Source organism: Pseudanabaena sp. PCC 7367 (assembly GCF_000317065.1).
Classification (GTDB): Bacteria; Cyanobacteriota; Cyanobacteriia; order Pseudanabaenales; family Pseudanabaenaceae; genus Thalassoporum; species Thalassoporum mexicanum.
Map to the genome: position 1 here is coordinate 1891339 of NC_019701.1, position 23645 is coordinate 1914983.

The 23645-nt window shown below is 46.1% G+C and carries 20 protein-coding genes and 1 pseudogene; 7 read left to right on the forward strand and 14 right to left on the reverse strand.

Annotated elements, in window-relative coordinates; genetic code table 11:
- The first annotated feature begins 516 nt into the window (after positions 1 to 516).
- The 3 genes from PSE7367_RS07405 to PSE7367_RS07415 all read left to right on the forward strand — a co-directional run bounded on the left by PSE7367_RS07405 (position 517) and on the right by PSE7367_RS07415 (position 2750).
- Positions 517 to 1836: an ABC transporter substrate-binding protein gene (locus PSE7367_RS07405; RefSeq protein WP_015164748.1), complete on the forward strand. Its 1320-nt coding sequence runs from the start codon at positions 517 to 519 to the stop codon at positions 1834 to 1836.
- A gap of 33 nt (positions 1837 to 1869) precedes the next feature.
- On the forward strand, positions 1870 to 2262 hold the full coding sequence (ebsA, locus tag PSE7367_RS07410; RefSeq protein ID WP_015164749.1) for a type IV pilus biogenesis protein EbsA: 393 nt from the start codon (positions 1870 to 1872) through the stop codon (positions 2260 to 2262).
- Positions 2263 to 2492: 230 nt separating this feature from the next.
- Positions 2493 to 2750, forward strand: a complete 258-nt coding sequence (locus PSE7367_RS07415; RefSeq protein WP_015164750.1) for a hypothetical protein — start codon at positions 2493 to 2495, stop codon at positions 2748 to 2750.
- Positions 2751 to 3102: 352 nt separating this feature from the next.
- On the opposite strand, the gene PSE7367_RS07420 is transcribed toward PSE7367_RS07415, so the two are convergent.
- Positions 3103 to 3483, reverse strand: a complete 381-nt coding sequence (locus tag PSE7367_RS07420; RefSeq protein ID WP_015164751.1) for a response regulator — start codon at positions 3481 to 3483, stop codon at positions 3103 to 3105.
- Positions 3484 to 3670: 187 nt separating this feature from the next.
- Between PSE7367_RS07420 and PSE7367_RS23140 the strand changes: the two are divergent.
- Positions 3671 to 3778, forward strand: a pseudogene (locus PSE7367_RS23140) (TOBE domain-containing protein); the annotation flags it as partial.
- 303 nt (positions 3779 to 4081) lie between these two features.
- Here the strand turns inward: PSE7367_RS23140 and PSE7367_RS07425 are convergent.
- The 8 genes from PSE7367_RS07425 to PSE7367_RS07455 all read right to left on the reverse strand — a co-directional run bounded on the left by PSE7367_RS07425 (position 4082) and on the right by PSE7367_RS07455 (position 13099).
- On the reverse strand, positions 4082 to 4300 hold the full coding sequence (locus PSE7367_RS07425; RefSeq protein WP_015164752.1) for a DUF2811 domain-containing protein: 219 nt from the start codon (positions 4298 to 4300) through the stop codon (positions 4082 to 4084).
- A 40-nt stretch (positions 4301 to 4340) separates the two neighbouring features.
- Complete coding sequence (locus tag PSE7367_RS07430; protein WP_015164753.1) at positions 4341 to 5141, reverse strand: TlyA family RNA methyltransferase; 801 nt, start codon at positions 5139 to 5141, stop codon at positions 4341 to 4343.
- A gap of 111 nt (positions 5142 to 5252) precedes the next feature.
- Positions 5253 to 7031, reverse strand: coding sequence for an ABC transporter ATP-binding protein (locus PSE7367_RS07435; protein ID WP_015164754.1), 1779 nt, complete (start codon positions 7029 to 7031; stop codon positions 5253 to 5255).
- Between the two features lie 521 nt (positions 7032 to 7552).
- A complete protein-coding gene (locus PSE7367_RS21115; RefSeq protein ID WP_015164755.1) occupies positions 7553 to 7669 on the reverse strand; it encodes a photosystem II reaction center protein I in 117 nt (38 codons plus the stop codon).
- 1041 nt (positions 7670 to 8710) lie between these two features.
- A complete protein-coding gene (locus PSE7367_RS07440) occupies positions 8711 to 8947 on the reverse strand; it encodes a hypothetical protein (RefSeq protein WP_015164756.1) in 237 nt (78 codons plus the stop codon).
- Between the two features lie 202 nt (positions 8948 to 9149).
- Positions 9150 to 9575, reverse strand: coding sequence for a tetratricopeptide repeat protein (locus tag PSE7367_RS07445; protein WP_015164757.1), 426 nt, complete (start codon positions 9573 to 9575; stop codon positions 9150 to 9152).
- Positions 9572 to 10630, reverse strand: a complete 1059-nt coding sequence (lpxD, locus tag PSE7367_RS07450) for a UDP-3-O-(3-hydroxymyristoyl)glucosamine N-acyltransferase (RefSeq protein WP_015164758.1) — start codon at positions 10628 to 10630, stop codon at positions 9572 to 9574. The genes PSE7367_RS07445 and lpxD overlap by 4 nt, the downstream gene beginning before the upstream one ends.
- A gap of 138 nt (positions 10631 to 10768) precedes the next feature.
- Positions 10769 to 13099 (reverse strand): IMS domain-containing protein, encoded by a 2331-nt coding sequence (locus PSE7367_RS07455; RefSeq protein WP_015164759.1) that lies wholly within the window; start codon positions 13097 to 13099, stop codon positions 10769 to 10771.
- Between the two features lie 890 nt (positions 13100 to 13989).
- Between PSE7367_RS07455 and PSE7367_RS07460 the strand changes: the two genes are divergently transcribed.
- Positions 13990 to 14958: a hypothetical protein gene (locus tag PSE7367_RS07460; protein WP_015164760.1), complete on the forward strand. Its 969-nt coding sequence runs from the start codon at positions 13990 to 13992 to the stop codon at positions 14956 to 14958.
- Positions 14959 to 15056: 98 nt separating this feature from the next.
- Positions 15057 to 16178, forward strand: a complete 1122-nt coding sequence (wecB, locus tag PSE7367_RS07465) for a non-hydrolyzing UDP-N-acetylglucosamine 2-epimerase (RefSeq protein ID WP_015164761.1) — start codon at positions 15057 to 15059, stop codon at positions 16176 to 16178.
- Positions 16179 to 16214: 36 nt separating this feature from the next.
- Here wecB and PSE7367_RS07470 read toward each other — a convergent pair whose 3' ends face one another.
- The 4 genes from PSE7367_RS07470 to PSE7367_RS07485 form a co-directional block, all read right to left on the reverse strand.
- Positions 16215 to 17099, reverse strand: coding sequence for a GGDEF domain-containing protein (locus PSE7367_RS07470; RefSeq protein ID WP_015164762.1), 885 nt, complete (start codon positions 17097 to 17099; stop codon positions 16215 to 16217).
- Between the two features lie 180 nt (positions 17100 to 17279).
- Positions 17280 to 19100 (reverse strand): aspartate--tRNA ligase, encoded by a 1821-nt coding sequence (aspS, locus tag PSE7367_RS07475; RefSeq protein WP_041698368.1) that lies wholly within the window; start codon positions 19098 to 19100, stop codon positions 17280 to 17282.
- 138 nt (positions 19101 to 19238) lie between these two features.
- The gene (locus PSE7367_RS07480) at positions 19239 to 19646 is read right to left on the reverse strand and encodes a pentapeptide repeat-containing protein (RefSeq protein ID WP_015164764.1); all 408 of its coding nucleotides are present in this window, start codon (positions 19644 to 19646) and stop codon (positions 19239 to 19241) included.
- A 489-nt stretch (positions 19647 to 20135) separates the two neighbouring features.
- Complete coding sequence (locus PSE7367_RS07485; RefSeq protein WP_015164765.1) at positions 20136 to 20567, reverse strand: hypothetical protein; 432 nt, start codon at positions 20565 to 20567, stop codon at positions 20136 to 20138.
- Positions 20568 to 21197: 630 nt separating this feature from the next.
- Here PSE7367_RS07485 and PSE7367_RS07495 point away from each other — a divergent pair.
- Positions 21198 to 22589 carry a (Fe-S)-binding protein gene (locus PSE7367_RS07495; RefSeq protein ID WP_015164766.1) on the forward strand — a complete coding sequence of 464 codons (1392 nt, stop codon included), beginning with the start codon at positions 21198 to 21200 and terminating at the stop codon, positions 22587 to 22589.
- A gap of 13 nt (positions 22590 to 22602) precedes the next feature.
- Here PSE7367_RS07495 and trpA read toward each other — a convergent pair whose 3' ends face one another.
- Entirely contained in the window at positions 22603 to 23397 is a 795-nt protein-coding gene (trpA, locus tag PSE7367_RS07500; protein ID WP_198013450.1) for a tryptophan synthase subunit alpha, read from the reverse strand.
- Positions 23398 to 23645: the final 248 nt, after the last annotated feature.

Sequence of the window (23645 nt, forward strand, 5' to 3'; positions counted from 1 at the left end):
GCGATCGTAATCATTACCATCGCTTAACAAAATTCAGTTCTGCTCGGTCATCCAGATATTCATCCAGATGTAATCTAATCCAGTCGGGATCTATGGTTTGGCCACAAACTAGCGAATCCCTGTACTGGCGATCGCTGAGGCAAACAGTTGCAAGATATGCGCAAATATGTGATAACCAATTAACAAGACCAAGACCCAAGACATTGAATAGCTTTACTTAATTGATACTTGATACTTAATCGATTTTAGAATGCAGGTTTCCACTCCTTTCGATCGCACCTTAAGTATTAAAGCAGTATTAAAGCAGTGTTAAAGCAAACAGGGAGGGCAGGCAACACTTAACCTTGAAAATCGTCCAGCCTGTTGATTAAAATAATCAAGATTAAGTTAATCCCCCCAATTCCCAGCAACGCACAACTAATTTGTTGATTGCCGATTCCAAATCGCCTAAGAGCCTCAGCATAATCTTCAATATCTAGCATATTTAAGCAATTTAAGAACTAGCAAGAACCAGAAATGAACAAACGCTCCATCACCAAGTTTTCTACCTCGATTCTCGCCTTGGCCACTTGCATTTCAGTCGTGGCTTGCCAGAATCAGACCACACCAACCAGTGATGCCCCCGCCACCGATAGCACCGCACCTGCCACTGATAGTAGTAGTGATGGTGGTGAACTAAAAATGGGTGTGCTGTTGCCCGCAACTGGCGATCTCTCTGCGATCGGTGCGCCGATGGTAAATGGCATCGATCTGCTAGTGGAAACCGTGAATAGCTGCGGTGGTGTGCTGGATCAACCAATCAATCTAATCAAGGAAGATACCCGCACCCAACCCTCGGCCGGCGCAGAAGCCATGACCAAGCTGGCTCAAGTCGATCAAGTCGGTGCTGTGGTTGGTGCCTTTGGCAGCAGTATCTCCACGGCGGCGATCGCGGTGGCAGCGCCAGCAGAAGTGCTGATGATCTCGCCTGGTAGCACCAGCCCCGTATTTACGGAACGCGCCCAAAATGGTGATTTTAATGGCTATTGGTATCGCACTGCCCCGCCCGACACCTATCAGGCCGCAGCGCTGGCTAAACTGGCCTATGAACAAGGACATCGCCGCGTAGCCACCCTGGTGATTAATAACGACTATGGCGTAGGCTTTGAACAGGTATTCGTCGAATCATTCAAGGCTTTAGGTGGCGAGATTATTAACGAAAATAACCCCACCCGCTACGATCCTCAGGCTACTACCTTTGAAGCGGAAGCCAGAGGTGCGTTTGGCGATGCCCCGGATGCGGTTGCCGCTGTGCTCTATCCGGAAACCGGAGCGCCATTGCTAAAGGCTGCCTATGAGCAAGGTTTGTTAGATGATGTGCAAGTGCTGCTTACCGATGGGGTGCAAACCGAAGACTTTATTGCTGCCACTGGTCAAACCCCTGATGGCCAGATGATCTTGGCTGGCGCATTGGGGACAGTGCCGGGAGCTGATGGCGATTCCCTCGCCGAATTTAGTGCCACGTTCAAAGAGAAAAAACAACAGAATGTGGGTGCATTTGTAGCTCATTCCTATGATGCCGCAGCGTTAGTGGCTCTGGCCGCCCAAGCTGCTAATAGTGGTTCTGGCCCTGCGATCAAAGCAAAGATCCGTGAAGTGGCTAATGCTCCTGGTGAAGAAGTAAGTGATGTTTGTGCTGCCCTAGAAATGCTTAAGGCTGGGACAGAGATTAACTACCAGGGGGCAAGCGGCAATGTTGATCTCGATGAATATGGCGATGTTAAGGGCAGTTATGATGTATGGAGTGTTACATCAGAGGGCAAAATAGAAGTGATTGACAAGGTTTCTGTTGATTAGTGCCCAAACTTTGACTACTTCATTTGTGTTGTTATGACCTTAGAATTAAAAGCTGCTGCCACTCAAGATGTGGCGATCTTTGCGCCCTATTACCGCGAGCCTAGCAAAAAGTCTACGCTGCCCTATGCGATTACCCTGTATCGATCGGGTGAGGTAATGGGTGAACGGGCGATCGAAGGTGGTACGCCAATCCCGTTTGAAGCCAAGTGGCGGATTTCTAATTTGCCATCGGATTTAACCCTGTGTCGGGTGATGTTCGATGACGATGAAGAGTTGAGCTATGAAGTGATGATGGAAAACTCTGAATTTGTTGATTACCTCATTGATCTGATTATCAACATGCGCAACAATGAGGTGGTTGATTTTCCCCAGGCTTTCTATAGCAAACTATTCAGAATCCAATTGACAACACCCGACCTAGTCTAGCTAACTCTAACTAAATATTCCTGGTAAGTGTGTCTTACGCTTTTTCTGGCTTAGTTCAGTAGCACTTTGTATTAACTTTTACTAATCAAAATCCAATTTAGCTTGTATTTTTGTGATGCATGTTATTCTGCTCATGCTTTAAGGCTTGCATAAATTAGACTGAACGATTAAAGTCCTAGAGGCTATGAAGGTCTATGGAATCAAAATTTTAACGGTGTGAGGAAAAAGCTGTGTCTTATGCAACGCAAGGATTAGAATATGCTAGTGGTATTGAAGCTCAGAGTGTGAAAATCGATCCATTGGTGATCAGGGCTGCTAAGCAGATCTATCGGTTTTATGTAGACTCCTATGCATCTCAATTGCCTAGGCCGCTTGGGGTGGCCGTAAACCGAATTGATATGAGTGGCAAGTTAGTTTATTCCCAGTTGATTTTGCTACCACAGGAAAGTTTTGTGCCGATCGAACAAATCGAATCGGACTTCCATTAGATTGCTAATTTGAGTTTGAATAAATAGGCTCGCCCTAAGTCGGTGCAACCAAGATTTAGTTCCTGACTTGCTAACACAGCAAAATATTCTTTCGTCTGGTAATTTCTGATTGATATTATTGATATTAAAGATACGATCGCTAGATCGCTAATGAACCAACAGGCTCTCAGACAATCATGTGGCAATGTAAGAGGTTGCTAGGGGCTACCAAGATACTAAGACTTAAGACTTTTGGCGAATTCAGTCAGGTTGTTGTAAGCCGCCAAAACAAGCTCAAAATCGTTTGCTGCAATGATTGATAATCTTGGGGCTTGGCTAAATTCAGGCAAAATACAAAATATGTGGCGGTGAGTTATGCGATCGCCTCAATTACATTTAAAAGCCTTTCTGTGCTTTCAGCTTTCTCGCAGTATGCATCAATTATGGCACCGTCAGCAGCAATTTGTTCCTTGCCACCTTCCACCGAAGAATAGGCCACAATTTTAGTACCTGGATACTTTTGCTTGGCATGACGCGAAAAAGTCCAGCCATCCATGACCGGCATATTCAAATCCAGCACAACCAGGTCAGGGCGATATTTTTTCATCTGGCGTAACGCTTCCATGCCATTGCTAGCCATACCTACCACTTCAATATGCGATTGTCGCTTGAGAGCTAATTTCAAGGTAAAGCGAGTTAGCTCGTGGTCATCAACAACCAAAACACGGACGTAGGATGTAGTTTGTGGCATCATGGCTAGTATTTTTCCTATGGTGTGCGGCGATCACACATATTTATATTGTTATGAAATATACTTTTTTTGCAACCTGTTTAGCTTCTACCGCAGGTAATACCATGATCCCCTCGCAGGTCTGAAATTGCTCTCTAGGGGCTATTTTCACTAAACTTAACATTGCCTTAAGCATTCATAGCTGCCAGCCAATCGAATTATTTATCTTGGTTGGGAGGTGGTGCTGGATGATGGCCAGGTAATGACTGCCCACCTCACCCGCGATCGCTACCATGACCTAAATCTGCAACCATGTTAAATGGCTTGTACAGCCTCACGGGGACTATTACCTTTCATTACCCCTGCCGATTCAAGTAATTTGGCTGTATCTCTGGGTAAAAATTTAATTTCCAAAGCTTCCTTTACCAAAGCATAAGCATTTTCCTCTGGATGCTTGTCCAGATAATCTTGAATATACTTAGCTACTTAGCCATGTCATCAGGTATGTCGATCTCAATCTTCATATGACTTGCTCCTGAAATTATTAACCCTAATTCTATGCTAAGGGATTATGTCGGAGCAAATTGCCAGGAAGAACCAAACCATTCATTCATAAAACTAATTACTCCCCAAACATACTGCCCGATGAACTGAGATCAAAACTAAAATCCTTGTCAAGTCCCAGGCCAGCCATCTCCAGCAAAGAAGCCGTATCCTGCGGTAGTAGCTTCATTTCCAAAGCTTCTTTGATAAAGCTATTAAGATCCTCTTCTGGGTGTTCATCTAGATAACATTGAACTTTTTTTGCCAAATCCTCAGGCAAATCCATCTCTATTCGCATCTGCTTTCCCCTCAGTAATAACTCAGTAGTAACGCCAGTCCTACTGTACGGAAGTGATTCGCTCAATTTCTGCTAGCTCAGGAGTTGATCTCATCTCCCCCTGCCCCTCTGCTAGCCAAAGTAAATATTCTTGATTTCCGGTGCGCCCTGCGATCGCTGCAGGTGTGATCCCCTTAAACTGCCAACCTATTTCCGTTGCTGCTTTGATCACCCGATCGATCGCCTCTGCCCTCACCTGCGGATCGCGGACAATCCCGTTTTTGCCTACCTGCGCTTTGCCAGCCTCAAATTGTGGTTTTACCAAGAGAACCGCCTCACGGGGCGATCGCAGCAACTGCCACAAATTCGGCAGCACCTTGGTTAGGGAAATAAACGATAAATCTAATACGGCCAGATCGGCAATTGGCTGATTGGCTTGATAAAGCTGATCGGCACTGAGATGGCGCAGGTTAGTTCGCTCTCTAATTACCACCCGTTCGTCGCTCTGGATCTTCCAAGCCACCTGACCATAGCCAACATCTACACCATAGACCCTGACAGCCCTATTTTGCAATAAACAATCGGTAAACCCGCCAGTAGAGATACCACCATCCAGACAAATTCGATCGCTTACCTTTATTTTAAACTCTTGCAAAGCTCCCGCCAATTTTTCACCGCCGCGCGACACATAAGGCGATCGCTGCTTAACCAGAATATCTGCATCCGTGGCGATCGCTGTACCCGGCTTATCGATTACAGTTTGATTCACCTGAACCCAACCCGCCCGAATATAGCGCTGGGCTTGCTCCCGCGAAGGTACAAGCTTTAGATCAACCAGTAGTACATCTAGGCGCTTTTTCACATTTTTTAGGGCAATTTCTGTTAGGCGGTTTCGGCATAAACTATGCAAAAAGATCTCAGCAAAAAGAGCTAGCCGATCGCCCAGGACTATATCTTGATTATAAGCTGAATATTAGCTAACCGCATTCATCATTTCAAGTTGATACAAACTAGCATACATACCATCTGCATTCATGAGCTGATCGTGGCTACCCATCTCCACCACCTCACCTTGCTTGAGTACCAGAATCCGATCGACATTGCGGATCGTTGATAGGCGGTGGGCAATAATAATCGCGGTGCGCCCTTCTAATAATCGCTCCAGGGCTTGTTGAATTAGGTATTCAGTCCCCACATCCAGCGAAGAAGTGGCTTCATCCAGTACCAGGATTTTGGGGCTGCGGATGGCAGCTCTAGCAAAGGCTAATAATTGTTTTTGGCCACCGGACAAATTAGAACCCCGCTGACGCACCTGGGTTTCATAGCCCTGGGGCAGATCGCGGATAAATTCATCGATGTTCATCATTTTGGCAGCGGCGATCGCCTCGGCCTGAGAATAGTCTTCCCCCAAACTAATATTGGTTCTGACATCGCCAGAGAATAAAAACACATCCTGCAAAATTACGCCCAAATGTCGGCGCAGATCCTGTTGAGCCAGATCTCTGATATCCACCCCGTCGATCAAAATGCGTCCCTGGTTTGGTTCATACAAACGGGATAGCAGCCTGATTACTGAGCTTTTGCCAGCGCCAGTGGGCCCAACCAGGGCAACTTTCTCACCAGGGGCGATCGCAAAATCTAGATCTTTTAGCACATAGTCACCGGGTTTATAGCCAAATGTGACATGTTCAAACCGAATTTCACCTTGGCTGGTGGCTGGTAAATGCATTGGCTGGTCTGGATCACGCACCTCGATCGGTTGATCCATAATCCCATTGATCCGCTCGATCGCCGTAAAGCCCGATTGAATCACGGTGAACTTTTCCGCCAGTTGCCGCAGTGGGTTAAATAATTGCTGCGAGAACAAAATAAACGCCGATAGTTCGCCAAAGGTAAGGTTATTTTGTACCACCTGACCGCCCCCAATCCACAGCACACCCCCGATCGCCATGAAGGCAATCCATTCGAGCACCGCAGAAACAGCAGAATCATGGAAAATAGTCTTATTAACCTGGCGCAAGTAGCGATCGTTCACCTTCTGGTGTTGTTCAGAGTTCTTGCCCTGACGGCGGAATAACTGGACAATGCCTACGCCGATAATATTTTCTTGCAGGATTGAATTTAATTCCGAAAGCCGTTCTCTGGCTTTGAAGTTAGCCTTGCGATATTCATACTGAAAATAGACGATCAAGCCGGTGATCGGGAAAATCAACAGCACCAGCATCAAGGCCAGATCCCAGCGCATCAAAAACATGACTATGGCAATTACACCGATCGAAGCTAGATCACTGAAAATGCCCACTGCGCCAGTGGCAAATACATCTCCCAAGGCTTCAACATCACTGGTGAGGCGGGTGACAAGTCTGCCGACCGGAGTGCGATCGAAAAAGCTGGTGGAAAGCTGCGTAATGTGGTGAAACAAATCATTGCGAATATCAGCGGTGATCCGTTGGCCTACTTTCTGCACCAGAAAACCTTCCCAGGCCTGGAGCATTAATCTGGCTGCAACGGTTAGCAATAGCACCAGACAAAGCCAGCGTAAACCGATGATGTCATTGTTTTTAATCGGCCCATCGATCGCTTTTTGCACCAAAACCGGCTGGATTGCGTTAGCGATCGATAATGGTGCTAGCAAAGACAGCGCCACAATTAGATCAAGGCGGTAACGACTGGCATATGGTTTTAGTCGCCGCAGCAATCGCCAATCACTTTGATTAGCGCGATCATCTTTTTTTTCAATTAATGTAACCATTACGCCAGGGTAACAAATATTGTCAGTACGTAGGTTTTAGCATCGCGCATTAATACTTTTCTTGATAAGCTCCGGTCGGAGGATTATTGGCAAATCCTTACAAAAACTGCCAAAACAAGAGGGCAGCCTGACGAAATTGCTGCCCTGAATCTAATATTTAAGCGATCATTCAGTTTTCAACTAAATGCAGCCACTGTTTTTATCGACTTTTTATTGACTTTCCATCGACTTTCCATCGATCGACTTCAATCTTAACAGGAGCGTGAATTATACCCAGGGCTTGCTTCAGGGATGCGATCGAATACGCGATCTAAACCTGAATCCCACCAATTTATCTATTCTATCTATGAATATTAAAAGAAATTAAATTATATGGCTGAGCCCATTACCTGAGCAGCTTTTTTGTTGATCAGCCTAACTTAAACCTAATTTAGCTAATCGATTGCCTGCTAATAATCTAAGCCTAATAATACTTAGCTTCTAACAAGCAGCTCAACAGTAGCCATTATGGCAGAGTAAGTTTACTGATCAACGTCTTTATTGGGGTTACGGTTGGGATCGCTGTTAAGGAAGCCGAATATGAATAAGGAAACAAAAAATATGACAGTTACGTAAACAACTATCTTGAGTGTGAGCATGTTGATTTGAATCTCCCGATCGAAATAATAAAAGTAAAAGTGCGTTTTGCTTAACCGTCACATTTCATCTTATCCGAAAATAGCTCTTTCCTCCGATCGAAGTAGTCAAACTCCAAGCAGATGGGTCGTTGTTTCTGATTGGAGAAGACATTTTAATCGAGATGTTTCACTACTCAAATCCATATCAAACGGGAGCTTTAGCTTTTGGGGCAATTATGTTGAGTCAGATCCAAGGCTACAAATGCAAGACTTATAAATTTAAATATTTTTTTACACTTCCGATCTAAAATGTAGAAATTACATATTTATTGAACGGGAATTAGCTGTAAAAAGAGTCGTTATTGTAATTCAGCTAACCGATCGACCTGTGGATTCTTTACTAAAACCTGATGCCTGTTAATTAGGTGATAGGCAATGACAAAAAAATTGATTTTTGTTTATGTCTCAAGCGATACAGATAAAGCGATCGATCCTTATTAGGATACCTAACTGGTAGTAGAGATTCAGTATCCCAGTTATTTATTAAGTAAAGCTTTATTGCTAAGCAACTAGTGCCATTGCGGTGACTTGGTTGGCGATTCTGCAAGATAATCTTGTCTTGTGGACTCGCTTCATAGCAGTTACTACAAGCTGGCTCGATTACCTGAGAATTTGTGCGAGTTGTTTATTTCCGCATAACTAGTAATTAAAAATTACCTAATCATCTTTTCTCTTCATCCTTAAAATTAAACTAGCTGCAAAATTAAACTAGCTGCCTAGAACCGTTTGATCTGTTTAGGCAGCTAAATTATTTAAAAAATAATATTTAGTTGTAGTTATTTATTTCACAATCGATCGGATTTAGTAAAGCAATTAATTCAAGAATATAGAGAAATTAATTGATTCTCCTCACTGAATGTGATTTTTTATTTGATATTGATCACCTTATGGTTTGGCTTGCAATAAGCTTTAGAGCTAATTTCTTGACACCTATTTGTTCTCTATCACCTTTAATCTGAAAAACTAGGTTTTAGAAATCTAGAATCAAAAAATATCAAAAAACTAAGCGTTTACAGCAGAGCCTTTCTTACTTTCTTTACTCTTCTTCTTCCAGCTTCTGGGCATTCTGAGATCATCTGGATCAACATAATGACATGTTGCATCATCAAGACAGATCAAAGCCCATCCATTCTGGTTAACGTCAACTAATTTATATGTAGACTCTAAAACAAAAAATCCTTTGTGATTACGAGTATCAGGTCTTACGCGTACGCCGTCAACATTGGTCATGTTATCCATTTTATCTATCTCCGTATCACCAGTAATTACAGTTATTAAGTTTAATTTGGTAGTGAAATCTAGAGTAACATCACAAACTGAGATATTACGTTAACTTTTGATTAGCTTTACTATTGATTCAATTACGTTGAGTAAAGCTTTATATCGATATTTTAAAAAATCAAAAACTAGTTGAAGTGTAAAATTTTTAAACAGGTTAAGTCTAATTATCCAAAACCCAGTTTTTGACTCTTTCTAGATTAGCCCAATTGGGGCGGCGACGCATCCCATCTTCAAAATTCTCAACAACTTCTGGTTTAAGATCCTCTAGGATCATGAGCCAGTTTTGGGCGGCTTCGATGTGGGTGCGAACCCCTTTTTGGCCAGTTTCGAGCATGGCGATCGCTATATTAATCCTGGCTTGGGGGTCTTCTGGGTTGAGCTTTACTGCTTTCTGAGCGGCCTTATAGGCAAGGGTTGCTTTGCCATCTAATAGGTATAGCCACGATAGACAAGTCCAGCCACTGGCGATCTTGGGTTGGCGATCGCACACGGTTTTGAAGATGGGAATTATTTCGCTCAGCTCATCCCCTGCTTTATATCGGGTCAAGCCTTCCTCAAATAGTTCTTCGGCAGTTTTTACAGTCATTTTGGTCGTGCTTTAATTTCTTCGAGATCCCGTTGGATTTGCTTAATCATTTTATAGATTTCTGGCCAGCGCCGAAAGAGGGCAGAAGCTTTTAACCATACTTTCTGGCTAAAGGCAGGTGTGCCCTGAATCTGGCTTCCTGCTGGTACATTCTGGGCGATCCCAGCCTGGGCTCCAGCAATGACGCGATCGCCAATTTGTAAATGATTAGTCACGCCCACTTGGCCAGCCAGGATTACATTCTTACCCAGTTTAACGCCACCGGCCAAACCAGCTTGCCCAGCCAACAAACAATCATTGCCCATGGTGCAGCCATGACCTATTTGCACCAGATTATCAATTTTGGTGCCAGTGCCAATGTAGGTGTCACCGATCGCACCACGATCGATCGCCGCATTGCATCCTACTTCGACCCGATCGGCCAGCACTGTGCGTCCCGCTTGGGGCATTTTGGTCCAGGTGCCCTGAGCCGTGGGCACAAAGCCAAACCCCTCTGAGCCAATCGCCGCGCCGCTGTGGATTAAACAATCATTGCCAATTACGCTGCGCTCATGGATGACGGTATTGGCATGAATCACGGTGCGATCGCCAATTGTTACCCCCGCATAAATCACCACGTTGGCATGGAGATAAACCCCCGCACCAATTTGTACATTGGGATGAACTACCACATTAGGGCCAATGTAAACATCCGTGCCGATCGCCACATTTGCCGCGATCGAGGCGGATGGATCAATCCCCGCCGGCGGTTGATAGGGCTGATAAAAAATATTCAGAGCTTGGGCAAATAGCAACCTGGGTTGAGCTACTGCTGCGAACGGAATTTGCCGCGATTGCATCAGGGCGATCGCTTCAGCATTGTCAGGAACCAAAACTGCTCCCGCCTGGGTTTGGGACAACTGACTAAAAAAACGAATATTTTCAAAGAAAGCGAGCTGCTCTACCTGAGCCGATTCAAGGGTAGACAATCCCGTAATGTCCGGATCGCTGCCCAACTCAATTTTTGCCGCCGATTTACTAACGTCGAGTTGGTTTAGCAACTGACTAAATTTCATTAATATCTATTCCCAAACTCGCTCCTGACTGGCTGACCAGTTTTGCTAGGTTTGCTAGTAATTAGTTGCAAAGCCTCAAAAGCTTAAAGTTTAAACCAGACTAAACTAACTAATAACTAAAACTAGAATAACCACAACTTAGTCACGTACAATCATACGCTCAATCAACCACTTATCATCCTCTCGCACCAGATCATATTCAACCTGGTAATTTGAGTCAGTTTTAGAAGCAGTGGGGTCAAGATTGCCACTACTAAAGAAATTGCGAGTTTCCAGAATTTCCGCAACTACCGTGGCGCGATCTTCGCCATCGGTCAATACTTCCTGCACTTCTACCGAGTTGGGAATATATTGCAAATAAGAGTCACGCCGTTCTAGTTGCTCAGCCCGATCGCGCCATTGACTCAGTTCGGGTTCCGTCAAAATTCCCGCCAGCGCATCAATGTCATATTCTTTTCCCAATGCCTTAGACTTAACCACTTGCCAGGATTCAATTAACTGGCTGGCTCGTTCGCTGTCGATCGGTCCTGGCGCAGCATCAATGCTATCGGTGGCCTGACTGACCGTATCGCTGAGCGGTAATAATGGGGTTTCTAGTTGGGCAAAGGAATTCTCGGCTGGTGGTGTAATTAGCGATCGCCAACCCCAGGCTGCTAAGGATACAATTACCGCCAGCATCCCCAAACTTGCCACCGCCAGAATTAAAAACCTACCGGTTTGGACATTTTTACGTCTTTTGCGAGCCGCCACTTTTTTGACTGCCGGTGAGGCAACCTCTTCAGTTAGGGGTGTTGGCTTGGTGCGGTTGGGATTACCTAGATTACCGCCAACACCAGTAGCTCCATTTAGCGAGGAACGTTTGCCGTTGCGGGTTGCGCCAGATTGACGATTCGTTTTTGGTGACGTTGTCAAGCGCTGGTTTGTTGGGCTGTGGGAATTAGGGCTGCTAGATCGGCCATTACTACTACTGCGATTTGCGATCGAGCTACCATTGGTGCTATTTACACTAGCTGGCTTGGAGTTAGCTGGGCGGCGCGGTTGCACTTTATCAGGGGGGCTGGTTGGTCTACGTGCTGCGGTCGCATTATTGGCGTTACTGGGAAGATTAGAACTAGCTGGATCTCGCTGCCAGGGATTGGTTGCTGTGGTAGTGCTCGCAGAACTGGAAATCCCTTCCACAGTCCATTCTGAGCTAGTGCCTGCAGCTACTGCATTGGGTAGCTCTTCTAAATAGGCCTGGACTTGCTCATCGGCGAAGTAGGACTTTAGGTAAACCTGGCGATCGATCAGGTCCTTAAAGTGTGGATATACCTCTTCCTGGAGCCATCTTTCTGTGTATAGGCAAAGCCCTGGCAAAAGATCCGGTGAGCCCTCTGAATTACGGCGAATAAAATCAATTTGGGCAGCTTCACCACTGAGTTCAATCACACTACTGGCCTCTTCAGTTTGGCCGAGTAACAGGGCACAGACAGCCTGTTCAAGCTGCACATCCTGGCGACTACTGAGCCGCACCAATAGCCCTTTGGCTCTGCGAATCAAAGCCGGCTGGGATTGGGAAAATCCTCTGGCAATCAGGGCATAGACCGCCAGATAGCTGGCCACCAGCGAAGGCCGTTTTGCTTCTTCTTCAAATAGAAGCTGTTGCTCCTCGGTGGTCATATAACCGCGCAATTGCTGAATAAAGCGCAGAAAATCGTCAATATTCAAGCCAGAGTAGTCATTGCCACTGCCATCGATCCCCCGTCTGGCATCCAGCATTTCCTTGAGCAAAAGTAATCCTTGGCGATGATCGGCGGCATTTTTGCCCCCCGCCGCCAGTAGCTCTAAAATGCGATAGGGGCGCAAGCGGAATAAATCGGCCTGGATTTCACTACGGATCGTTAAAAATAATCCCTCCCGCAGAAGGAGTCCCTGAGATGATTCCAATGACTGTGCTGCTGCTTCATACTGGCCTTGCTTCCAGCTTTGGCGACCCAATTCTAGATCGGCAAGTGCCACGGTGAGAATTACATCCGGGTCATTGCTAGATTGATCGGCCTGAAAATTACTCTTATCGAGATTGATATAGGGCTGGGCGATCGCCAAAATTTGTTCATATTCGCCCAACTCATATAGCAATAGTAGGGCTCCGGCAAAATCACGATCGTCTATTTCGAGCGTTGGTGGCGCAGTTACGACATTTGCAGATGAATCTAGCTCCGAACCAGCAGCACTATTTTCAGCGTCTGCGCTAGTAACTGCCTGGCTATTGGTTGGCCTAATTGTTTGAATATAAGCCTGGCGTTTTTCTGGATCGGTTAATACTCTGGCGGCCTTTTGAATCAGCCGATTCCTAGACTCAATCGCCGCATCAGAATATTCGCGGCGCGGCATCGAAGCTGTGCGATCGCGCTGCACCTTTTCCAGGTCAGAGGTTGAGGCTTCTGGGGGTAAGCCAAGGATACGATAGTAGTCTAGGGGTATTCGCACCTGCAACAGTCCTAATGAAACACTAAGCTACTCTAAAAAATTCAACAATACTCAAACAGCAAAGCAGGATTGACTTTGGCTAGAAGCTGAAAACTAAACTTTATATTTGACTGGGTTTAATTCTAGAAACCGTGATTATAAAGCAAGCTGATCAATATTGCTAGGGTGAGGAGGAAATCTAACGACCGCATTATACACCATGCCTTTAAGAAGGCTAGATGCAATTGGACGATAATTAAGCTTACTGAATTTTTAACAGGTTAGCAGCCTTACCTGGATATGGGAAGTAAACTAGCCTAAATATTCTTAAGTTTCTAATTTAAAGCGACTTTAAATTTTTTAAAGACATGGGGTGCCTGACTAAAATGCCGCAGCTATCTATTTGTGATCATGTTTAATATATTTAATATAAAAGTCAGAATTTGCAGGATGAAACTTTTACGCTAAAACTAGGCGCTTAGGACTTAGGGCGCATATGTCTGAATACCAACATATCAGTCATATCAGTCATATCAGTCATATCAGTCTTTCTGAGCGGTATTGATCCAGAACTCCATCTATCCAGAATTTAGCCAGAACTGACTACAGGGCTTTTTAATTTAGTTGAGTCTAGGGCATTCAGCCTAATATAATCTGGCTAGTTGGTTGATTAAAAATCTCTCAGGGTGGCTAGCATTTAATATTTGTATATTCGATATTTGTATATTCGATCGGTGGCTTTGGTTGTACTCGATTGCATAGTAAATATTAAAACTTAACTATTAAGTATTAAGACTAAATTCAAATCGCGCCAGTAGCGCCAGGATAAAGTACCAGTAACAATCGATTAGACCCATAACCCATTAACCATTGGTGGTGCATGTGCCATCATTCGCAGCCATGAAAGATACATGAAAGATCCAAATCGGCTTCTTGAGCAAGCAAGACAGGGAAATGTCAAAGTGATCGCCGCACTGATGAATCGGCAGTTAAAATCCCAGGGCATGATGGCAGATATCCATCGTGATGCGGGTTGTCTGGATATTTTAATCGAGTCCGATCGCCCCTCGCTAACGGCTGACTACAAGGTGCCGAATCAAGAAGCGCTGGTGACTATGATTGAAAAATGGCTCTTGGCGTTGGAAGTAAAATCGATCGCCAAGGCCAGAGTCTCCTGGCAGTTATCGGGGCAGGAAAAACCAGCTTGGCGGAAGGAATTTTGGCTAGCTGAACCTGAAGCCCAAAATCTCGATCGTATATCTGAGGACAATGAGCCAGATTGGCAGCCAATTTATGGATCGCAAATGCCAGCAACCACAACAGAAACCACGCCGGAGGAACTCGAAGAGATTACCGCAATTGATGAAATGATTACTGGGATTAATAATGCCAGTAGCGAGGATGAGCTTGAGTATAATGCTGAGTTGGCCAGAGATTTGGCGGAAATCCCCCCCCTTGATGCAGTGATGCCGCTGCCACAAAGTGACTCGACACAGGTGAATGGGCTGCTGGATAATTTTGGTGATTTTAATCAGCTAAGTGATCTTGATGCTGGTCAATATGATCAATCGAGCCGCAGTCAAGAGATCAGCGATATTAACGATAATTTAGAAAGTGCGATCGAAGCTGATCCAGCCATTGACAATTCAAGTAACCAGGCTGATACCTTAGCAAGTGGAGCGCAAACCAGCGATCGCCAGGGCAAAACCAGTACCAGTTCAGGCAGCCCCACCCTGGTGATGCAGGTTGCTCAGTTTACCGCTCTGTCGGTGGTGATAGTGTTAATTATGATGGGGCTGAATGGTCTATTTGGTCAAAACAACCAAGCGCCGACCGAACAGAGCCAGCTTGAGCAAGTTTCGATCGCTGCTAGAACCTAATTTCGATCAACAACATTAACCCTGCCAAGCAAGCCAACCCAGCAAAACCTCGATATAACTTCGGCATAAACAAAGTATTTTTTGAGTATTAAACATTCGTGCAGCCCCACCCAATTCATGTATGTGTCGTTATGGGTACGCGCCCAGAAGCGATCAAACTAGCAACTGTGATCCAGGCTTTGCGCCAAAACTCGGCGGACTTCAACGCAACTGTGGTTCTGACTGGTCAACATCGAGAGATGGTCTCGCAGGTGATGCAATTGTTTGAACTCACCGCCGATCATGACCTGGCAATCATGCAACCAAAGCAATCGCTGACCCAGATTACCTCCCTGGCGTTGGCTGGCCTAGAACAGCTTTTTCAGGAAATTCAACCAGATCTGGTGCTGGTGCAAGGTGATACTACCACTGCCTTTGCTGCTGCATTGGCCGCTTTCTATCAAAAAATTCCGGTTGGGCATGTGGAAGCCGGTTTACGCACCGATGATTTATTCCAGCCCTATCCGGAAGAAGCCAATCGCCGCTTAATTTCTCAGATCGCCCAGCTCCATTTTGCCCCCACCGCTGGTGCGATGATCAATCTGGCTCGCTCTGGGATTACCAGGCATACCTATCAAACTGGCAATACTGTGATCGATGCGTTGTTGCATGTGTCTGGCCGATCGCCCCAGTGCGAGATTGCTGGCTTAGATTGGCAAAAACAGCCTGTGATTTTGGCGACCGTGCATCGGCGTGAAAATTGGGGTGAGCCCTTGCAGCAAATTTGCCATGCTTGGCTAGAAATCCTGGCTAAGTTCCCTGATCTAGCGCTGGTGCTGCCGGTACATCTCAATCCGATCGTGCGGGAGCCGATGCATAGCTTGCTGGGAAAACATCCACGTATTTTCCTGACCGATCCCCTCGATTATGAACAATTGGTGGCGGTGATGCAGCGCTGCTATTTGGTGATGACTGATTCCGGTGGCCTCCAGGAAGAAGCACCCAGTTTGGGTAAGCCTGTCCTGGTGTTGCGCGAGACGACAGAGAGACAAGAGGCGATCGCGGCGGGTACGGCTAGGTTGGTGGGCACTGATACTAACCAGATTGTCGGGGCTGCTAGTGATCTACTTAGCGATCGGCAGCTCTATGAAACTATGGCTAATTGTGTGAATCCTTTTGGTGATGGCACTGCCAGCCAAAAAATCTTGCAAATTATTAAAACCTATTTTACCCGTAGCTAGCCTTGCATTAATTTAGGCTTTAACAATCAAAATTAACTAAAACTTTAAATCTTTATTTGCCCAGGTAACCTGATTTTTGCCCTGCTGCTTAGCACAATAGAGGGCGCGATCGGCCTGGTGGTAGAGGCTTTCTGCACTCATGCTGGCATCAATTGTAGTGGCTCCAATGCTAGCACTAATCAGCGATCTATAGATTTTATGATCATGTTCAAATTCCATGTTTGCAATTGTATTTCTTAGTTGCTCAGCAATTACGATCGCCCTGGGTAATGGACATGCTGCAAGTAAGATGGCAAATTCATCACCACCTAGCCGCGCCACCAAATCACTGCTGCGAACCTGTTTACACATGAGTTTTGCCACCTGTTGCAAGAGCCGATCGCCAGCGGGATGCCCCAGACTGTCATTAACCTGCTTGAATCGATCCAGGTCTAACAACATCAAAATATAGCTAGTATTTCGATCGCATAGATCTACCAAGGCGCTGGCGATCGCCTCATTCAAGGCACGTCTGCTGGCCAATCCTGTTAAAGCATCAGTTCTCACTAATTGCTGGCTAATTTCTAGATCTTTCTGAGCACTGAATAAAACCGGGATCATCTTGGTGAGTTGCATGACAGTATATGCACTAACCACTGCCGTAATTGCCTTGTTAATTCCTTCTATCCAGTAATTATCATGCCAGATATTCCAGACCTGGATTAGGTGACCAATGCCGCCGCTTATAATAAATGCTGCAAATAATATCAGCAGGGGCTTAGCGCCTGGAGTGATTAAACGTCGATTAGCAAATATCAAAGCAGGGATCGAAAAGTAAGAAAAGGCGATTATTAAATCGGTGGATGAATGTAGTGCGGTTAGCGAAACATCCCAGAGGAAACAAGTCCCACGGGGCATCTGTGCAATCAATATGAAAAACATTTGGGTAATGCTGGATTAATAATGAATTAGCGCAGATACCACTATCTGAGCTTAACTTTAAGAGGCAACTATTACCAAGCTAGTTAACATTACCCCATATGAACCCAGGCATTCATCTACCCAATGTTGCCAATTTTACTGGGTGATCAGTGGCAGACTATTTGAATTAATCTTTTTAAATTAATTTTTATCTTTGTCCTTAGCCGAGTCCTTAGCAGGTGGTGGTGTGGACTTAACATACAGCTCCTTAAGCTGAGCCTCATCCACCGTGGCCGGAGCATCAGTGAGCAAGTCCCTGGCCTGTTGGGTTTTGGGAAAGGCGATCACGTCGCGGATTGAAGTTGCTCCCGCCAGCATCATCACCAACCGATCGAGGCCAAAGGCAATCCCACCGTGGGGTGGTGCGCCATATTCAAAGGCTTCTAGCAAGAAACCAAATTTTTCCTTGGCCTGCTCATAACTAAGGCCGATCGCCGCAAATACTTTTTCCTGCATCTCGCGGCGATGAATCCGCACCGAGCCACCGCCCAGTTCCAGGCCATTGAGCACCAAATCATAGGCCAGCGATCGGGTAGTTTGGTCGATCGGTTGGTCAGGCTTAACATCCTCTGGGTTGGGTGAGGTAAATGGGTGATGCAAGGCTTCCAGGCGCTTTTCGTCTGCATTCCATTCGAACATGGGAAAGTCAGTCACCCAGAGCAAATTTATCTTGTCGGGATCGATCAAGCCCAGTTCCTCGCCCAGCGCCAAACGTACCCGATTAAGTGATTCATTCACGATCGAACTATTACCTGCGCCAAACAGCAGCAATGTACCTGGTTCAGCCTTGGTGCGTGCCAGTAGGGTTTGTTTATCTGCTTCCGTAAGATTGTCTTTGATTGCGCCGATCGTTTCGATTTTGCCACCTTCCTTGACCCGAATATAAGCTAAGCCCTTCGCGCCATATTGGGCTGCCAGATTAGCCAGATCACCACCGGGCTTAATTCTGGTGTTGGAGATTGCGCCATCACCATTGGGAATTGGCAGCACCTTCACAATGCCACCGGATTTGATCGCCTGGGCAAATACCTTAAACCCAGAATCAGCAAACAAATCAGACACATTCACCAGCTCCATGCCAAAGCGGGTATCGGGGCGATCGCAACCATAGCGATCGATCGCCTCGGCATAGGTCATACGCGGAAACGTCGGCAAATCAATCCCTTTGACCGCCTTGAAAATATGCTTAATTAAGCCCTCATTCAGTTGCAGAATTTCTTCCTGGGACATGAAACTCATTTCCATATCCAGTTGGGTAAATTCGGGCTGGCGATCGGCACGTAGGTCTTCATCCCGAAAACAGCGCACAATTTGATAGTAGCGATCGCAACCACCCACCATCAATAATTGCTTGAACAATTGGGGCGATTGGGGCAAGGCAAACCATTGACCAGGGTTAACCCGGCTGGGCACCAGATAATCTCTGGCTCCTTCTGGGGTAGAGCGGGTCAGGATGGGCGTTTCTACCTCCATAAACCCGCAACTGTCTTCTAAGTAGCGGCGGATTGCCTTGACCACCTCAAAGCGCAACTGCAAATAGCTGCGCAGCGGATCGGTGCGCATGTCCAGATAGCGATATTTCAGCCGCAGTTCTTCCTTGATGTTCTCGGTTGTTTCCGACACCAAAAAAGGTAGCGATTGACTGACTGAATTGAGAATTTCGATCGACTCGGCATAGATTTCAATCTCACCGGTGGCTAATTTCGGGTTCAGGGATTCATCGGGGCGTTTGCTCACCTGCCCGGTGATGCGTACCACATATTCACTGCGCACATCGCCAGCGATCCCATAGGAGTCGGGGGTGCGCTCAGGATCGCTAACAATTTGCACCACGCCAGTGCGATCGCGCAAGTCCAGAAAAATTACGCCGCCATGATCGCGTCTACGATCAACCCAGCCGCACAAATTTACGGTTTTATCAATGTGCTCGGCCTGGACTTGACCACAATAGTGAGAACGCATGATCGACATTTTATTCCTAACTCGCAACTACCCTAATTATTTGAGCGAAAAGATCCTAAACCAATATGCCATGAGTTGCGACATAGGGGCTGAATAAATCTGATTAGCTAATTCTAAGCGGCTAATTAGGTCAAATATCTAGAGATGGTATTGATTCTTCGTGCGCCAGACCACCTTATCCATCTTCACATCTTGCATCTTAGCCCCTTGCATCTTAGCCCCTTGTAAATAGGCCCAGCTTAGATCAGCGCCACGTAGATCGGTATCCCGCAGATCGGCATCTCGCAAATCCGCCTTGACCAAATTCGCCCGCCGCAGGTTTGCCCGGTGGAGGTCAGCGCCCCGCAAGTTAGCATTACTGAGATCGGCGCAGACCAAATTGGCACGACACAGCCTGGTACTACTGAGATTGGCCTTAATCAGGGTTGCCCAGCTCAGATTGATCTTATGCAGATCTTTCTGACTGAGATCAACTTTACTAAGATCGCTTCTAGCAAAATCTTTTCTGCCTAGTTTATGTTGTGCAAGGAAATCATTGGCTTCCATCTTTCTTCCCCGATTGGTGCTGGCTAATCAATTATTTCTGCCTGGTCTCAGTTATTTCCTTATCTAAACCATATCTAAACCATTGTATGTTTTTTAGATGTTTTTAGGTCTGGATTGATGTAGCCAAAGCCCAATAAATTAGCCTAATCCAGTATAAAAACCCAGTATAAAAACATTGAGTTTGGTCTAAATTGCTTACCTCTATAGGAGGTTAAAAGGAGGCTAAACCAACCAAATTCATAAACCAACTTAATGATTATTGGCCGATCGAAATTTGACCATTGAATATTGGCGATCGCAACCTTAACTCAATCCGGATGACGGACATAAACGGATGTAGACAGATGTAGACAGATATCTAAGTCAGCCCAATCATTCAAACTCAATGCAATTACCAGGGTTGCATTAGTTACCCTTAATTCACTTGCACAATTAACCAAACATGCTGACTAGCTAGCTAATGGCTAATTTCGTACTAGTCGATCGCAACTATTCTTGCTCAGAGGTTGGCTTCCGGCCAATATTATCAATGTCCCAGATATCTAAATCCATTGCTGCCGAGCCACCTTTTTCTAATTCTACTAATAGCTTACCCAGTTGCCGCCACACAAACCAAGATGAGCCAGCGGTTAGCAACCCAGCAAAGGGATAGGCTAGGCTGCGGGGCAGGCCAAAAATTTCCAGGCCAGCGGACAGAAACACCGCGATCGAAATGGTAATCCCAGCATATGGAACCTGGATGCTCAACCCACTCAGGTTTAAAAAGTTCTCTTTGGTGCGGTTTTGTTGCCATTCTTTGACCAATGTTTTGAGCGTGGCTTCAAAGGCCGTACCGCAGGCAATACCCGCAGCTAGGGCAAAAGCACAGAGGAGATAGGGGGGAGCGCTAGGAAAATAATAATAGGGGATCGCAGATTCCATTATTTAATATCTAAATTTTGTATATGGGTTTACTAGTTAGGAATTCATAACCAAATTAACATTTCTTAGCACTTTTCGCCTAACCAGGACAAGGCGCGATCGATTTGTCAACTTTGCTACCTGATTCTTAAATTGCTTGATGCTGCGAGATTTCTGGTGGCCTTGAGACGAATTTACTTGGGCTCTGAAAATCAAAATACATCTAAAGATCGCCATAACTGCCAGATCGCTTGGCCAGCAGCTATCAATAGATCCAATCGATACCATTTGCTCTCCCTTAGTTTTCCTTGGTAAACGATCAGTAAATGCGCCGATTGTTTAACTATTTAATGAAGATACTGAAGGCTCTGATCAAGGCTAGCGGGGATTTATGCCTTCAAACAATTCAAGTAAAACTGCACACCGATAAGCCGCTACGATCGCATTATTAACCCCCAGCTATTAATTTTGCTTATTATTTGGGTTGGCAAAAACTGGCGATTAGCCCAACCATCGACCATAACTCCAGTTAAGCTAAAAATAGGTGATCCGCACGTTAAGCCATCTATGCCAATGTTTAAGATGCCAATTTTGAAAATTCAACTGCACTTAGCGCGATCGCCCCAGCTATAGACCAACCCCAATTAACCTATGCAAACCTCCGATCACTCCTCTCACTCCTCCTCAGCCCAAATAAATGACCAATCTGAAGCACAAATTCAACCTAGCTTCGATCGCCAGAACCCACCCGATCCCAAATTGATCGATGCCTGTGTGCATTGTGGCTTTTGTCTGGCAACTTGCCCTAGCTATCGCGTGATCGGCAAGGAGACCGACTCGCCCCGTGGCCGCATTTACCTGATGGATGCCCTGAATGAAGGTAAAATTCCCCTTTCCCCTGCCACCGTCGAACATTTTGATTCCTGTTTGGGGTGTTTGGCCTGTGTCACCACTTGCCCCAGTGGCGTGGAATACGATCAATTGATTGCGGCAACCCGCCCCCAGGTGAATCGCAACCATCCAAGGTCGATCGGCGAAAAGTTATTACGTCAGTTAATTTTTAAGACCTTCCCCTATCCCGATCGGCTGCGGCTTTTGCTTGCACCCCTGAATCTTTATCAAAAATCGGGCTTACAAAAATTAGTTAGAAAAACTGGCCTACTTAACAAACTCCTACCCCAGCAATTGGCGGCGATGGAAGCGGTTTTACCACCAATCCCATCTGGCGCATTTAGCGATCGACTACCGGAACTAGTGCCAGCCCAGGGTACACAGCGCGATCGGGTGGGGCTATTGCTGGGCTGCGTGCAGCGGGTATTTTTGCCCCAGGTAAACGAGGCAACGGTTAGGGTTTTGGCCGCGAATGGGTTTGAAGTAGCGATGCCAAGGGATCAAGGCTGTTGTGCGGCGCTGTCCCACCATCAGGGTGAAGAAGAGCAGGCCAAAGAATTAGCCAAACAGACGATCGATACCTTTGAAGCCGCAAAGGTCAATTATGTTTTGATCAATGCATCGGGCTGTGGTCATACGCTCAAGGAATATGGCAATTTGCTTAAGGATGATCCTGAATATGCCGATCGGGCGGCGGTGTTTGCGAGCAAGGTGCGCGATGTGCAGGAGTTTCTTGATGAGGTGGGCTTGGTTACAGAACTTTCGCCATTGCAACCTGAGCCTCTAACGGCGGTCTATCAGGATGCTTGCCATATGCTGCATGGTCAAAAAATTAGTGTCCAACCCCGTCGCTTGATTAAGCAAATCCCGCAGATTCAGTTGCGTGAACCGATCGATGCGGCGCTTTGTTGCGGTAGTGCTGGTGTTTACAACATTTTGCAGCCAGAGGTAGCGGCTGAGCTGGGACAACAAAAGGTAGATAACCTGGTTAATACGGGCGCAAGTTTGATTGTGTCGGCCAATGTGGGCTGTACCTTGCAAATCCGACAGCATTTGCAGCTCAAGGGGATTGATTTGCCAGTGATGCATCCGATGGAGTTATTGGATCTGGCGATCGCCGGAACAAAATTAACATCAAACATCAACGGCTAAAAATTAGTTGAGGCTAGCCAACATGGCCGATCGCCCGTTTTAAGCTGGCGCACAGTTCCGCCACCTCAATCAAGCCACCCTCGTGAGCCAACCGCTTCACGATCGCACTACCCACGATCGCCGCATCCGCATTCCATTCAATTACCTGCCGGGCATGTTCTGGCCGCGAAATACCAAACCCCACACCGATCGGCTTATCGGTCAGAGTGCGCAAATTTTCGATCATCTCCTTTGCCCCCTTGGCCATTTGGTCACGCATCCCCGTTACCCCGGTGGTACTGACCACATAAATAAAGCCCTGGGATTTTTCGGCGATCGCTTTCATTCTTTCTGGTGGACTGGTGGGGGCGATCAGCAAAATCACTTCGATGCCAATTTCTGCGGCGGGTTGCAGCAAAACCTCCGATTCTTCGAGGGGCAGATCCGGCACTACTAAGCCCCTGGCTCCAGCATCATAAATGCTTTGCAAAAACTTCTCGATCCCCATATTCAGGATTGGGTTGTAGTAGGTAAACAAAATCACTGGCGATCGCAGGTGGGGCGCAACTGAATGCAGCATAGACATCACTCTGGCAAAGGTGGTGCCTTGGTTCAGGGCTCTGGTGGCCGCCGCCTGGATTACTGGCCCATCTGCCAGAGGATCGGAATAGGGGATACCCAATTCGATTAAGTCCGCTCCATTTTGATCCAGCACGCTCAGCGCCTTTGCGGTGGTATCCAGGTCAGGATCGCCAGCGGTCAAAAATGGAATCAAGGCGGCTTGGCCTTTGGCGCGGAGCTGTTCAAATTGGGCAGATACAGAAATCATGATGTAGTTTTTAGGCGCTAAATAGTTAATATCTAGAATCGAGAAGGCAATAAATGCAATAGCAATAAATGCAATAGCAATAAATGCAATATAAGAGAGCGATCGGCTCATATAACTCTATTTTGGCAGTTGCTCTAATTTAAAGGCCCTAATTTAAAGGCATTGTATCTTTTGGAGATGGTAACGTCAGGATAACCTATTTCAAATACAGGCAGGAACGATACTAGGATCAATATGTAGTTATTAGT

Bases quoted from the DNA above. Each gene is read 5' to 3' on its own strand.
- PSE7367_RS07445 (WP_015164757.1), bottom strand. From the start codon at position 9,575: ATGACTGTAAAAACTGCCGAAGAACTATTTGAGGAAGGCTTGACCCGA.
- PSE7367_RS07495 (WP_015164766.1), top strand. From the start codon at position 21,198: ATGCAAACCTCCGATCACTCCTCTCACTCCTCCTCAGCCCAAATAAAT.
- PSE7367_RS07460 (WP_015164760.1), top strand. From the start codon at position 13,990: ATGAAAGATCCAAATCGGCTTCTTGAGCAAGCAAGACAGGGAAATGTC.
- PSE7367_RS07470 (WP_015164762.1), bottom strand. From the start codon at position 17,099: ATGTTTTTCATATTGATTGCACAGATGCCCCGTGGGACTTGTTTCCTC.
- PSE7367_RS07440 (WP_015164756.1), bottom strand. From the start codon at position 8,947: ATGGATAACATGACCAATGTTGACGGCGTACGCGTAAGACCTGATACT.
- PSE7367_RS21115 (WP_015164755.1), bottom strand. From the start codon at position 7,669: ATGCTCACACTCAAGATAGTTGTTTACGTAACTGTCATATTTTTTGTT.
- trpA (WP_198013450.1), bottom strand. From the start codon at position 23,397: ATGATTTCTGTATCTGCCCAATTTGAACAGCTCCGCGCCAAAGGCCAA.
- lpxD (WP_015164758.1), bottom strand. From the start codon at position 10,630: ATGAAATTTAGTCAGTTGCTAAACCAACTCGACGTTAGTAAATCGGCG.
- PSE7367_RS07420 (WP_015164751.1), bottom strand. From the start codon at position 3,483: ATGATGCCACAAACTACATCCTACGTCCGTGTTTTGGTTGTTGATGAC.
- PSE7367_RS07405 (WP_015164748.1), top strand. From the start codon at position 517: ATGAACAAACGCTCCATCACCAAGTTTTCTACCTCGATTCTCGCCTTG.
- PSE7367_RS07480 (WP_015164764.1), bottom strand. From the start codon at position 19,646: ATGGAAGCCAATGATTTCCTTGCACAACATAAACTAGGCAGAAAAGAT.
- PSE7367_RS07425 (WP_015164752.1), bottom strand. From the start codon at position 4,300: ATGCGAATAGAGATGGATTTGCCTGAGGATTTGGCAAAAAAAGTTCAA.
- PSE7367_RS07485 (WP_015164765.1), bottom strand. From the start codon at position 20,567: ATGGAATCTGCGATCCCCTATTATTATTTTCCTAGCGCTCCCCCCTAT.
- aspS (WP_041698368.1), bottom strand. From the start codon at position 19,100: ATGCGTTCTCACTATTGTGGTCAAGTCCAGGCCGAGCACATTGATAAA.
- ebsA (WP_015164749.1), top strand. From the start codon at position 1,870: ATGACCTTAGAATTAAAAGCTGCTGCCACTCAAGATGTGGCGATCTTT.
- PSE7367_RS07435 (WP_015164754.1), bottom strand. From the start codon at position 7,031: ATGGTTACATTAATTGAAAAAAAAGATGATCGCGCTAATCAAAGTGAT.